This window comes from Nocardia stercoris, from assembly GCF_003696265.1.
GTDB classification, from domain to species: Bacteria; Actinomycetota; Actinomycetes; order Mycobacteriales; family Mycobacteriaceae; genus Nocardia; species Nocardia stercoris.
Window position 1 is genome coordinate 413258 of sequence record NZ_RFFH01000002.1, and the last position, 13369, is coordinate 426626.

8 protein-coding genes are annotated in these 13369 nt (G+C 69.2%); 5 read left to right on the forward strand and 3 right to left on the reverse strand.

Features of this window, described 5'->3' with window-relative positions:
• The first annotated feature begins 30 nt into the window (after positions 1–30).
• Together EBN03_RS07305 and EBN03_RS07310 are read left to right on the forward strand one after the other, a co-directional pair.
• Entirely contained in the window at positions 31–1575 is a 1545-nt protein-coding gene (locus EBN03_RS07305) for an acyl-CoA carboxylase subunit beta (protein WP_122187136.1), read from the forward strand.
• A 109-nt stretch (positions 1576–1684) separates the two neighbouring features.
• A complete protein-coding gene (locus tag EBN03_RS07310) occupies positions 1685–1882 on the forward strand; it encodes a DUF5988 family protein (RefSeq protein ID WP_122187137.1) in 198 nt (65 codons plus the stop codon).
• Positions 1883–2050: 168 nt separating this feature from the next.
• Here EBN03_RS07310 and EBN03_RS07315 read toward each other — a convergent pair whose 3' ends face one another.
• Together EBN03_RS07315 and EBN03_RS07320 are read right to left on the reverse strand one after the other, a co-directional pair.
• Positions 2051–5452 carry an arabinosyltransferase domain-containing protein gene (locus EBN03_RS07315; RefSeq protein WP_122187138.1) on the reverse strand — a complete coding sequence of 1134 codons (3402 nt, stop codon included), beginning with the start codon at positions 5450–5452 and terminating at the stop codon, positions 2051–2053.
• A gap of 54 nt (positions 5453–5506) precedes the next feature.
• Positions 5507–6352, reverse strand: a complete 846-nt coding sequence (locus tag EBN03_RS07320; protein WP_122187139.1) for an SDR family NAD(P)-dependent oxidoreductase — start codon at positions 6350–6352, stop codon at positions 5507–5509.
• A gap of 273 nt (positions 6353–6625) precedes the next feature.
• Here EBN03_RS07320 and EBN03_RS07325 point away from each other — a divergent pair, with 273 nt between their 5' ends.
• Positions 6626–8587 (forward strand): galactan 5-O-arabinofuranosyltransferase, encoded by a 1962-nt coding sequence (locus EBN03_RS07325; protein WP_122187140.1) that lies wholly within the window; start codon positions 6626–6628, stop codon positions 8585–8587.
• Between the two features lie 114 nt (positions 8588–8701).
• Here EBN03_RS07325 and EBN03_RS07330 read toward each other — a convergent pair whose 3' ends face one another.
• A complete protein-coding gene (locus EBN03_RS07330) occupies positions 8702–9043 on the reverse strand; it encodes a PIN domain-containing protein (RefSeq protein WP_122187141.1) in 342 nt (113 codons plus the stop codon).
• 96 nt (positions 9044–9139) lie between these two features.
• Between EBN03_RS07330 and EBN03_RS07335 the strand changes: the two genes are divergently transcribed.
• Together EBN03_RS07335 and EBN03_RS07340 are read left to right on the forward strand one after the other, a co-directional pair.
• The gene (locus tag EBN03_RS07335) at positions 9140–12487 is read left to right on the forward strand and encodes an arabinosyltransferase domain-containing protein (RefSeq protein WP_122187142.1); all 3348 of its coding nucleotides are present in this window, start codon (positions 9140–9142) and stop codon (positions 12485–12487) included.
• A 272-nt stretch (positions 12488–12759) separates the two neighbouring features.
• A complete protein-coding gene (locus EBN03_RS07340) occupies positions 12760–13335 on the forward strand; it encodes a Uma2 family endonuclease (protein ID WP_122187143.1) in 576 nt (191 codons plus the stop codon).
• Positions 13336–13369 lie beyond the last annotated feature (34 nt).

Here is a 13369-nt window from a genome sequence, read left to right on the forward strand (position 1 = left end):
GGCCGCGGTCCGTCCCAGGAAGGAGAAGCAGTGAGTTCGACAGCCGACAAGCTCGCGGATCTGCGACAGCGGCTAGACGTCGCCAAGGAACCGGCGGGCGCGGCGGGAATCGAGAAGCGGACACGTAAGGGCCTGCCCTCGGCCCGCGACCGGATCAACTCGCTGCTCGACCCCGGCTCCTTCGTGGAAATCGGTGCGCTGGTTCGCAATCCAGGAGAGAAGGACGCGCTCTACGGCGACGGCGTGGTGACCGGCCACGGCCTGATCGACGGCCGCCCGGTGGCTGTCTACTCCCACGACCAGACCGTGTACGGCGGAACGGTCGGCGAGATGTTCGGCCGCAAGGTGGCCGCGATCCTCGACTTCGCCTGCAAGATGGGCTGTCCCGTGGTCGGCATCAACGACTCCGGGGGCGCGCGCGTGCAGGAGGCGGTCACCTCGCTGCACTGGTACGGCGAGCTGGGCCGCCGCCAGGAGCCGTTGTCCGGTGCGGTGCCGCAGATTTCGCTGGTGCTCGGCAACTGCGCCGGTGGCGCGGTGTACGCGCCGATCAACACCGACGTCGTGGTCGCCACCGAGGCCGCGCACATGTTCGTCACCGGGCCCAAGGTGATTCGCGAGGTCACCGGTGAGGACGTCAGCCTCGAGGAGCTCGGCGGCGCGCGCAGCCAGGCCGGTTACGGCAACATCCACCATGTCGCGCCCGACGAGGCCGCCGCGTTCGAGTGGGTGCGCGAATACCTGAGCTACCTGCCGTCGAGCTGCCAGGAGGAGCCGCCGATCATCAACCCGGGGCTGGAGCCGGAGGTCACCGCCTCCGACCTCGAGCTCGACGATCTGGTGCCGAACTCCGACAACGCCAGCTACGACATGCACGAGGTGCTGCTGCGCATCTTCGACGACGGCAACTTCCACGAGATCGGTTCCGACACCGCCCGCAATGTGATCATCGGGTTCGCGCGGGTCGACGGCCGTCCGGTCGGCGTGGTCGCCAACCAGCCGATGTACCTGGCCGGCGCGTTGGACGCCGCGGCCTCGGACAAGGCGGCGCACTTCATCCGCATGTGCGACGCGTTCGAGATCCCGCTGGTGCTGGTCGTCGACACACCCGGGTTCCTGCCGGGTGTGGAGCAGGAGAAGATCGGCGTCATCAAGCGGGGTGGCCGGTTCCTGTTCTCCTTCGTGGAGGCGTCGGTGCCGAAGGTGACCATCGTGGTCCGCAAGGCGTACGGCGGCGGCTGGGCCGTAATGGGGTCCAAGGCGCTGGGTGCCGACGTGTACCTGGCCTGGCCGACGGCCCGGATCGCGGTCATGGGCGCGGAGAGCGCGGTAGGCCTGATGTTCGGCAAGCAGATCGCGGCGACGCCGGAAGAGCAGCGGGCCGCGGTCCGCCAGCAGATGATCGACTTCTACAACGCCAATGTGGCCACGCCGTGGATGGCGGCCGAGCGCGGCTTCATCGACGCGGTGATCGAGCCGTCGGCGACCCGGCTGGAGCTGCGGCGGGCGCTGCATCTGTTGCGCGACAAGAAGGTGCACAAGCCGCCGCGCAAGCACCATCTGCTGCCGCTGTAGGGCCCGCCGGGGACCCGGCTGCGACACGGTAACAACGTGTGAACGACACCTATCGGCACGGTTGCGACAGTTGGACTCGCGACCGTGCCCGGTGTGAGAGTCTCATGCTATGAGTAGCTCACCGATGGCTGTCCTGGAGGGCGGGCCGGCCGACCTGCCCCAGCGTATTGTGCCGATCACTCCGCCGGGGGTGGAACTGCGCATCCATTTCAACGGCGGCTACGAACGATTCAAGGTGACCCCACGCTGGGCTGATACCGACGAGGGCAGCCTGCCGGTCTACCAATGGTTCGCCCGTATCGACTGATCGCAGAGCCGGAACAGATGCCGACGGTTCAGGGCCGTTGACACGATCCAGGCCGGTCAGTGGCCGGAAACGGCAGTCCGGCCGACCCGGTTCCAGACCGGATGACAACGAACGAGGCGGCGCACCGATCGGATCGGTGCGCCGCCTCGGCGTTCGGGTCGGGATCGCTCAGTACAGGTGCATCGGGCCCGGCGTCCACAGTCCGGAACGGGTCGCCTCCCCGGTGTCGAGCACCGGCGTGCGGTCCGCGTTCGGGAAGTAGCGCTTGTATTGCTCCAGCGATCCCCAGTCGCGCGCCCAGTTGTCCTTCAGGTAGGTCGGGACCGTGGTCGAGTCCGCCAGCATGTCGGCGAAGCCGAGCGGACCACCGAACTCCTCCGCCTGCCAGGTGTCGGTGGAGCTGACCGCGAGCGGGCGGTCCGGCTTGATCCGGAAGTTGGGCATGTCCGCGACACCGTTGCGGTGCAGGAACGGCTGCTGGCACGGGAACTGCAGGCCGACGGCCCAGTCCAGCAGGATCGGCTGGGTGTGGCCCAGGTACGAGTCCAGGGTCTGCAGCTTGGGCACCCGCGGCGGGGTGAACGCCAGCCACTGGTCACCGATGAGCACGTTGCGATTGGCGACGATGCGGACGGTGTCGGCGTCGGGGGCGAGTTCGGCCAGCGGGATCCGCAGGTTCCGCCAGGACGGTGCCGGGCCGATGTCGCGCGGCACGTAGGTGCCCTCGGTGGTCACCGTGCCGTCGGGCTGGCGTTTGCCGTACTCGAGATGCAGGTCCTGGCCGTACTGCAGGGTCCCGGTCATGTCGAAGGACAGGATCCGGCCGGCGGCCGAGATCACCACCAGCGGTGCGTCGTCCGAGCGCGGCGGCAGCTGGTACCAGCTGGAGGTGAGGTGCGCGTTCTGCTGCACCCCGCTCTGGTAGCTGCCCATGATCGGCGTGGTGTGCGGGTCGAGGCCGAACGGGAGGGCGACGGTGCTGCCGTTGATCCCGGGCTCGGTGGTGCGGCCGCCGCCGGTGCCGGCGGACTGGCCCTCGGCGAAGTTGGCGCCGACCGACTGGCTGGAGGTGTTGCCGGTGCCCGGTTTGACCTCCACCGAGTCCGCTTTCAGGCTGTCCGGCACGCCGTTCGGGTCGAAGCCGACCGGGTCGGCGCCGGACAGCGGGTCGTCGTTCTTCGGCGGGTGTGCCGGGTCGACGATCGGGGTGAGCCGGCCCGCGTTCGGATCCGCTTCCACCAGAACGTCGTTGGCGAGCCCGCACGGTTTGCCTTGCACCGCATCGAGATTCCCGCGGGTCAGCGAGTAGGCGGGGTACTGGGTGTAGGCACCCTTGACCAGGGACGCCACCTCGAACAGCACGATCAGCCCGACCACCACGGTCAGCGGCATCGCGGCGAACCGGTTGAGCCGCTTGGCCTTACCCGGCTGCTCGTCGGGCAGATAGTCGGCGCGCAGCGAGTACCAGCAGACCAGGGCCAGGGCGAGGCCGAACAGCACCAGCATCAGCGTGTTGGACTGCAGGCCGTGCAGGACCACGGTCTTGTCGAACCACGGCACGCCGTAGCTGGACACGTACCAGTAGCCGTTGATGCCCGAGAACGACAGGGCGAGAACGAACATCAGCGCCGCGAGGAACACCGCGCGGTTGCGGCGGGAGCGTAGCGCCGTGGTCGAGACGGCCACGGCGGTGGCGGCGGCCAGGGCGCCGGCGATGCCCGCGTACGCGCCGAAGTGGTGGGTCCACTTCGTCGGGTTGAACATCATGAAGAAGATGGTTCCGCAGACCGCGCCGATGAGGCGCCAGGTCGGGCCGCTGGCCAGGCCGGGAATCTGCTTGCGGCGCAACAGGATCAGTGTGGTCGTGCCCAGGCACAGGATCATCACCAGGAACGCGAAGCGGCGCGAGAGCGAACCGTCGACGGTGTTGACGAACAGGTAGTAGTAGCGCAGGTAGTCCTCGTACCAGGCCAGGTTCGGGCCGGTCAGCTTGCGGACCTTGTCGGCCTCCTGGATCCCGGCGAACGTTTGCGACCCGTAGACGATGGTGAGCACCAGGAATCCGGCGGCCGCGATCGGCGCCAGCAGCGGCAGCGTGGAACCCCACAGTGTGGACGCCCAGCCGCTGCCCGCTACCCGGGCCTGCTCGCGATGCCGGCGCACGATGATCGCGACCAGTGGCCGGATCGCGGCCAGCAGGATCGCCACACACATCAGGCCGGTCGGCGCCGCGGCCAGGGTCAGCGCGGCCAGCAGGACCGACGCCGCGGCGGGCAGCAACCGGGACGTGGCGATCGCGCGTTCCATCGACACCCAGGTCAGGATCGCGCCCAGCGCCACCACCGACTCCGAGCGCAGGCCGTTGTCGTAGGGCAGCCAGAACGCCAGGAACACCAGGCCACCGGTCCACAGCGCGACCGTGCCGACCGTGCGGTTCCCGCTGCGGTCACCGGTGCCGCGGTGCGCGCCCCGGCCCAGCCGCGGCAGCACCTCCCGGCTGATCACCAGCCAGGTCAGCACGCCACAGGCCAGCGCGGGGATCCGGACCCACGGACTCGCGGTGGAGAAGTGCGCGAACGCGGCGATGACCTCGTAGTACCAGCCGAACGGGGCCTCCGGCACGCCGTACCAGCGGAAGTAGTTGGCCAGATAGCCGGCGTGCGGCGCCACCCGGACCATGGTGAGGATGTAGCCGTCGTCGGAGGTGTTGGCGCCGACGAAATGCCACACCCCCAGCGTGCCCAGCACGGCCGCGTCGGCCCAGGTCGGGCGCAGCCAGCGGGTGGGCAGCATGCGGCGGCGGCCGCGTCCGTCCGCGCTGTCGAGCTTGCCGAGCGCGACCAGCGCGATCAGCGTGAACACGATCGCGCCGCCCATCGCGGACCACTTGAGCAGCGACGGGTTCGAGGTGAACCGGGAGTCGATGGTCATGTGGAACTGCAGGCCCGCCGGTGCGGCGCCGGTCAGATCGGAGAAGACACCGACCACCTGCGGCCGCAGGTCGCCCTCCTGGGTGCCGGTGACCGGCACGGTGACGGTCTCGGTGGCACCGGCCGGGCCGTCGGTAATCGGCTTCTCGACCTGAGTGGTGAGGTTCTCGAAGGTCGCCGTCGTCCGGTTCACATCCGAGTCGATGACGATCGACGTGCAGCCCGCGAGCGCGTCCCGGGACGCCGAGGTGACCACCGCGTTGCGGTTGAGCACGTCGACGCTCGAGTCGGACACCCGGACGAACAGGCCTTCCAGCGAGGCCCGATCACCCAGCGGCGGGGCGGTTTCCAGCAGCATGCCGCCGTTCGGCAGCGCGGACACCAGCGAGCACGGGATGGTCGCGTGCAGGTCGACCGGCACCTGGCTCATCAGCGGTGCCTCGACGTTGCCGACCCGGCCGTGCTGTGGCCAGTTCAGCGCCGAGGTGGTCTGCACCACCGGCAGGAACGGGGTCGCGATCGCGAACAGTGCACCGAGTAGGCCCGCGATCAGCGCGACCCACCGGGCGATTCGAAAGTTGCCCGGTGAAGTGGTCGTTTCGGTCGACCGATTCAGTACGGCGGTAGCGGCAGCAGGCACGGCTATGGATGGTATCTGTCGGTGCCGCGAGTCACTCCCGGGCGCCGCGCTGTCTCACGACGGCAGGTCCAGCACCGGCGTCGCCCGCGCCCGGATCATCTCGGCGCGCGGCACGACCCCCTGATCGATCGCCTCGGGCTGGGGCGTGACCCAGTAGCGGCCCGCCGCTACCTGTTCGAACACTCGGTGAGCGTGCTCGTCCGCGGTGATTCCGATGGTCTCCGAGCGCTGTTGCAGGGCGTCGTTGAACTGCTGGGCCTCGGGCAGCGTGCCCTCGCCGCGTTTGGCCGCGGTGAAGATGTCGCTCTGCACCGAATCGGGCAGCACCACCGAGACCTGGATCGGCGCCTGCCGCATCGCCAGTTCGTAGTGCAGCGATTCGGCGAGTGCGAGGGTGCCGAATTTGGTCACGCTGTACGGCGCCATCAACGGACTCGGGAACAGGCCGCCGATCGAGGACACCTGCAAGATCCAGCCCGGGGTGCCCTGCGCGAGCATCCGGGGAACGAAAGCGCGCAGGCCGTTCACGTAGCCGCCGATATTGATCCGCAGCATCGCGTCCCAGCGCTCGGCCGGAATGTCCCAGGACCAGCCCATCGCCATGATCCCGGCGTTGTTGATCAGCATGTCGACGCTGCCGAACCGGGCTACGGTCCGTTCGGCGAGCTGCTCGACCGACGCCGGATCGGAGACGTCGGTGCGCACCGCCTCGACTTCGGCGCCCGCCGCGCTCAGCTCGTCGGCCAGCGCTGTCAATCGCTCTTCGGCGATGTCGGCGAGCACGAGACGCATGCCCGTGGCGGCCGCGTGCCGGGCGAATCCGGCGCCGATCCCGGCGGAGGCGCCGGTGATCACCGCGGTCTTTCCCGAGAACACATCGGTCCCGGCGCTTTCGGTCATCGGTCACTCCTCGCGGTCGTGTCGCGGCCGATCCGCAACCCGCGCCGATTATGTTTCCGGCTGCTCGACGCGGACAGCCCGTTGTCCTGCCTGCCGGGAGGTCGGCTGGGCAGAGGTCACCGGCTACGGCGTCGTACGACGGCTCGAACTCACCCTCGGCCGGGAGTTTCGCCGTCCGTTCGCGGCGGGCCCGCCCGGTCGCGGCTTGTAGGCTGGCCCACGGCTCACCGGGCTGGTGACAAGAGAACCGGAGGCGGCGGCGTGCGAGTTGGGATGCGGCAGGTTGGCGGGGCGGTATCGGAGGCGGTGGTCGCCGCACTCGTGGCCGTGGTCGTGGGGGCCGTCGGCCTGAAGGCCTTCTCCACCGTGCATTGGCCGGCGTTCAACGCGTCCAACGTGACTCGGGCACTGACCACGGTCGGGCAGGTGGGAACGATCGCGGCGGTGGTCGTCGCGGCGCTGCTGGTCCGGGCGCGGCGCAGCCCGTGGCTCGCGAAACTGCTTGCCTGGGCAGGGATCTCGGGCTTCGTGACGGTCAGCCTGGGGATGCCGCTGGCGGCCACCAAGCTGTATCTGCTGGGTATCTCGGTGGATCAGGAGTTCCGCACCGAATACCTGACCCGGTTCACCGACAGTCCCGCGCTGCACGATATGACCTATGCCGACCTGCCGCCGTACTACCCGGCCGGCTGGTTCTGGGTCGGTGGCCGGGTCGCGCACCTGCTGGGGATGCCGGGCTGGGAAGCGTTCAAGCCGTACGCGATCGTCTCGATCGCGGTGGCCGCTGTGCTGGCACATGTGTTGTGGTCCAAGCTGGTTCGCGCCGACTACGCGATCGCGGTAACCCTCGTGACCACCGTGGTGCTGGTGGCCTTCGGCTCGCCGGAGGCCTACAGCGCGGTGCTCAACATCCTGTTCCCGCCGGTCGCGGTGCTGGCCTGGGGTGCGCTGTACCGGCCGGAGCGGTTCGGGATCGGCGGGCCGCTGCTGCGCCGGCCCGGCCAGGATCCCAGCGCCACAACGGAATCCGCGGGTGGCTGGGCCGCGGCACTGGGGACCGGGCTGTTCCTCGGGCTCGCTTCGATCTTCTACACCCTGTACTTCTTCGACGCGGTGTTCACCGTCTGCCTGATGGCGCTGGTCGCCTGGATCGCACTGTTGCGGCACCGGCACCGGGCCGATCCGGCGCCGGGCGCGCTCGCGCTGGTGTGGCCGATCCTGTTGCGGCTCATCGTGATCGGTGCGGTCGCCGGGTCGATCGCGCTGCTGTCGTGGGGTCCGTACCTGGCGAAGGCGCTGACCGCGCACTCCTCCGGCGGCAGCGCGGCGCTGCACTATCTGCCGGAAACCGGTTCCCGGCTGGCCTTCCCGATGGCCGATTTCGATCATCCGCTGCTCGCGATCCTGTGCCTGGCCGGAACCGTCTGGCTGATCTACCGTGCCGCCGATTCGCGGCGGGCGCAGGGGCTGGGGATCGCTGTGGTGGCGATCTACCTGTGGTCGCTGCTGTCGATGACGGTGACCGCGGGCGGCATGACGCTGCTGTCGTTCCGGCTCGAGCCGCTGCTGCAGGTGCTGCTGGCCGCGGCCGGTGTCTTCGGTCTGGCCGAGGGTGCCCGGGGCGTGTATCGGGCGTTCGGCGAGCCGGCCCGGTTCCGTGTGGCCGCGGTGGTGGTCGCGGTGCTCGGGGTCGTGGCCTTCGCACAGGACATCCCGGCCGTGCTGACCGCCGAGATCGACACCGCCTACACCGATACCGACGGCAACGGTCAGCGCGCCGACAAGCGCAGCCCGTCCGCGGTGTCGTACTACCGCGACATCGACGCGGCGCTGCTGGCCGCGACCGGCAAGCCGCGCGACCACACCGTCGTGCTGACCGCCGACACCAGCTTCCTGTCGATCTACCCGTACTACGGTTTCCAGGCCCTGACCGTGCATTACGCCAACCCGCTGTCCGAGTTCGCCGCCCGCGCCGCCGAGATCAAGCGCTGGTCGACGTCGAAGTCCCCGGCCGAACTCCACGACGCCCTGGCCCACAGCCCGTGGCGCGCCCCGGACGCGTTCCTTTTCCGCCGCAGCGGCGACTCCTACACGCTGCGCCTGGCCGAGGACGTCTACCCGAACGACCCGAACGTCCGCCGCTACACGGTGACCTTCCCGGCGTCGCTGTTCGACGATCCCCGTTTCCACACCACCGAGGTCGGTCCGTTCGCCCTGGTCGTGGTCCAGCCCTGACTCGCCACAGTGCGCACGCCCACACCTGATGCCCACTGTGCATAACCCCTGTGGATAACCGCAAAACCTGTGGATAACTGTGCACAATCCGGTTCGCGGCCGCAGCGACCAGCTCTACTTGCGGATGTCGTACTGGCGCAAATCGGTAATTACTCGGCTGACTGTCACAAAGTCGTCGTCGGTGTGCAGTACTGTGAGCCCATGGTGAATCGCCGTGGCGCACACCACCAGATCGATCACCCCGGCTGGCCGGTGCTGACCGTGTTGGGTCAGCCGGTATTGCGCGGACTCGACCCACCGCCACGCGGTCTTCGGTACCGGCGTCGACCGGCACAGTTCGTCCAGCAGATCGCTGAGTTCGTCGCGATGCGAGGGTCCGGTCGCCGAGTAGAGGAACTCGGTACGAGTCGCCTCGCACAAGCACAGCGACCCAGCGCGGGCCGGCCCACGCCACATGCTTGCGGCGTCCGGATTCCGCAGGAGATTGCGGGATCGTTCGATGCTGCCTGGTAGCCGTTAGCATCGGGACTCGTGCGCGCAGACTCTGCTGGGTTGGTTCGTGTTCGGTGGCTCGCCCTCCTGTTCGGGGTTGCGGCGGTGCTGCTCGCTGTCCTGACGCCGTTGCTGCCGGTACGGCAGGACCGGGCGGCGCTGGACTGGCCGCAGGCCGGGACCGTCGACGTGACGGCGCCCCTGGTGGCCTACGTGCCCTTGGACGTGGCGATCTCGGTGCCGTGCACCGCGATTCGCGATCTGCCGAGCGGCACCGTGGTGTCCACCGTCCCGGCGAAAGCGCCGGGGGCCAGTGCCAAAGGACTGCTGGTCACCGTCGAGGACCGGGCGCAGACCGGACGCACCCTCTCGGTGCTGCTCCGCGACATCCCGCTGCTGAGCGCGCCGCTCGACGAAATCACCGGCACACCAGGCGAACCTGGCCCGATGTGCGGTGGCCTGAACATCACCTCCACCGCGGCGGCTACCACGGTCGAGCTCGGCGGCGTGCACCGGCAGGACGGAACTCCGTTCCGCAACACCGTCGGCCAGGACATCCGGCCCCAACTCGTCGGTGTCTTCAGTGATCTGCCGCGCGCACAGCTCGGTGACGCGCACCTGCACGCGAACCTGGACTCCCGGTTCTCCTCGCGCCCGAGCCTGCTGAAGTACCTGGCCATTGCCGGTGCGGTGCTGTGCACCGTCCTCGCCCTGGTCTGCCTGCACGCCCTCGATACCGCCGACGGCCGGCGCCCGCGCCGCTTCCTGCCCGGCGGCTGGTGGCGGATCCGCGGCACCGACGTGGCGATCATCGGCACCCTGCTGGTCTGGCATGTGATCGGCGCCAACACATCCGACGACGGTTACATCCTGACCATGGCCCGGGCGTCGAAGTACTCCGGCTACATGGCCAACTACTACCGCTGGTTCGGGGTCGCGGAGGCACCGTTCGGCTGGCCGTACGAGGTGCTGGCGCAGATGACGCGGATCAGCGCCGCCGGCCTGTGGATGCGGCTGCCGGCGCTGCTGGCGGGTATCGCGTGCTGGCTGGTCATCAGCCGGGAAGTGCTGCCGCGTTTGGGTACCCGGGTCCGGCACAGCACGATCGCCCGCTGGACCGCGGGCCTGGTGTTCCTGGCCGCCTGGCTGCCCTACGACAACGGCCTGCGCCCGGAACCGCTGATCGCGTTGGGCGCCTTGCTGACCTGGTGTTCGATCGAGCGCGCCGTCGCGACCGCGCGGCTGCTGCCGGCCGCGATCGCGGTGCTGATCGCCGCCTTCTCGCTGGCCGCGGGCCCGACCGGCCTGATCTGCCTGGCCGCGCTGATCGCCGGTTCGCGGCCGGTGCTGCGGACCGTCATCGCCCGGGCGCACACCGACGACGGCTCGTCGGATGCCGCAATGGAGAGCCGCGGGCCCGCGCGGCGGCGCGGCATCACGGCGACGCTCTTGCGCTACGGTGCCCTCCTCGCGCCCGTCGCCGCCGCCGGAACCCTCGTTCTGGTGGTCGTTTTCGCGGATCAGCCGCTGGCGGCCGTGCTGGAGGCGACCCGGGTCCGCAAGATCATCGGGCCCAACGTGGCGTGGTTCGACGAACGCACGCGCTGGGATTCGCTGTTGATGCTCTCCCCGGACGGATCTCTGGCCCGCCGCTTCGGTGTGCTGGCCATGCTGCTGTGCCTGGGTGTCTGTGTGCTGGTGGCACTTCGGAAGGGCGGCCGGATCCCCGACACCGCCAAGGGCCCGTCGGCGCGGCTGCTCGGCATCGTGTTCATGTCCCTGCTGCTGATGATGTTCACCCCCACCAAGTGGACCCACCACTTCGGCGTCTACGCCGGACTGGCCGGTGCGCTGGCGGCGCTGACCGCGGTCGCGGTGGGCAGCAACGGGATTCGCGCGCCCTACAACCGGTCGCTGTTCGCGGCGGCCACGCTGTTCGTGCTGGCGGTGACCTTCACGGGCTCCAACGGCTGGTGGTACGTGTCGAGTTACGGTGTGCCGTGGTTCGACAAGGCGCCGCTGGTCGCCGGTAAGGGCCTGTCCACCGCGTTCCTGGCCCTGGCGGTGGCGAGCCTGCTGCTCGCCGGCTACCAGTACTACCGCGAGCCCTATCGAAAGCAAGCCCCGGCCAAGCGGTTCGACCGGTTCGCGATCGAACCGCTGACGATCGCGGCGGCACTGCTGGTGCTGTTCGAGGTGGCCTCGCTGGCCAAGGGCGCGCTCGGCCAGTACCCCGCCTACTCCATCACCTCGTCGAATCTGCGTGCGCTGCAGGGTGATACGTGCGCGCTCGCCGACGAGGTGCTGGTGGAGACCGACACCGCGGACTCGCTGCTGCAGCCCTACGACGGCAGTGCCTCCGACGCGCTCGCCGGCGGATCGTCCACCCCGGCGGTCGCTCGATCCGGTGGTACGGCGACCGGCGACAGCGGTTTCACCCCCGACGGCGTGGCCGCCGACCTCACCGCGGACGCCGACGAAACCGTCAGCGGTGGAGCCAATTCCGTCAGCGGGGACAACAAGAACAAGACCACCCGCACCACGGCGGCCGGAACCGGTGGCGGCAGCACCGCGGCCCCCGGTGTCAACGGCTCCTCCGTCGCCCTGCCCTTCGGGCTCGATTCCGCCCGCACCCCCGTCCTGGGCAGCTACGTGAGCGGACCGAAGCAGCCCGCCCACCTCACCACCGGCTGGTACCGCCTGGATCTCGCTGCCGCCCAGCAGGATCCGGCTTACCGGGTGCTGGTGGTGACCGCGGCCGGCCGGATCCGCTCGGTCGACAAGGACGGGGTCGTCACCTACGGCCAGGACCTGCGCGTCCAGTTCGCGCACCGCGCCGACGACGGCACCGTCCAGACCTTGGGCGAGGCGATCCCGTCCGATATCGGCGGCGCACCCTCCTGGCGCAACCTGCGCCTGCCGCTGGATCGAATTCCCAGGGGCACCAACGCCGTCCGATTGGTCGCGAACTCCGCCGACCTCACCGAACGGCAATGGCTCGCGATCACTCCGCCGCGGCTGCCCAAGCTGACCACACTGAATTCGGTTGTGGGCGGCACAGATCCGGTCCTCGCCGACTGGCACGTCGGCCTGGCCTTCCCCTGCCAGCGCCCGTTCGACCACCGCGACGGCGTCGCCGAAGTTCCGCGCTGGCGCATCCTGCCCGACCGTGTCGGCTCCGACGCCGCCAACGCCTGGCAGGATGACATCGGTGGCGGCCCCCTCGGCTGGACCGGCCTGCTCCTGAAGGCCCAGACCGTCCCGACCTACCTGAATCACGACTGGGCCCGCGACTGGGGCGAACTCGAACAGTTCACGCCGTACCTGCCTGCACCGCCCGCGAATATCGCTGTGACCGTGCAGAATCGCGGCGGCTGGGTGAAGGACGCACCGATCAGGACCCGCTGACGGTGCCGGACGGCGACTACGGGATCAGATCCACCTGTGTCACCGGGTCGAGCTTCGTCAGCACGGTGTCGCGCGCCGTTGCGACCGGTCGGCCCTGCTGACCCGCACCTGGAGCATCGGCCGAGGTCAGCACCGTTCGTGGCCGGTGGGGAGCAGTCGGCCACGGTCCGGCCACTGGGCTGGTGTGCGGCTGCGGTGTGGCGCTCGGCGCCCGTCCGCGCGCCGTCTACGGTGGACAGCGGGGATACAAAACCCGGGGGTAGGGGCCTGATATGACAGCACTGCCCGTGCAACGGCACCCGCTGACAGTCGCCGGCTACATGGCGCTCGGCGAGGACGGTGACGTGCGCTACGAGCTGCAGGAGGGGGTACTCGTAATGTCGCCGTCGCCGCTGCCGTATCAGGCGCGGATGTCGAGGCATCTGGTCTGTCAACTCGATGCGCAACTCCCCGCTCACCTGGAGGTACTGCAGGACACGGATCTGGATCTCGAGCTGGCTCTGCCGGAGCAGCCCGGTACGGTCCGGCGACCGAATCTCATGGTGGTGGAATCCGCCGCGGTCGAGGCCGCTCAGAAGGAGCATCGGCTGTTGCGTGCGGCTGAAGCTCTGCTGGTCATCGAAATCGTGTCACCGGGTTCGAATCGCATGGATTACCGGATCAAGCGCGACGAATACGCCGAGGCACGGATCGAACAGTACTGGATCGTGGATATCCAGCGGCCGGTCAGCATGCTGATCTGCCGACTCGGTGACGGTACGGACTACTACGACAACGGTGAGGTGACCGGCCACTTCACCACGACAGTCCCCTGCCCGATCACTATCGAGTTGTCTGTCGAACGCTGACACGGTGAGAGCCCCTGCCCGATCCATCGGGCAG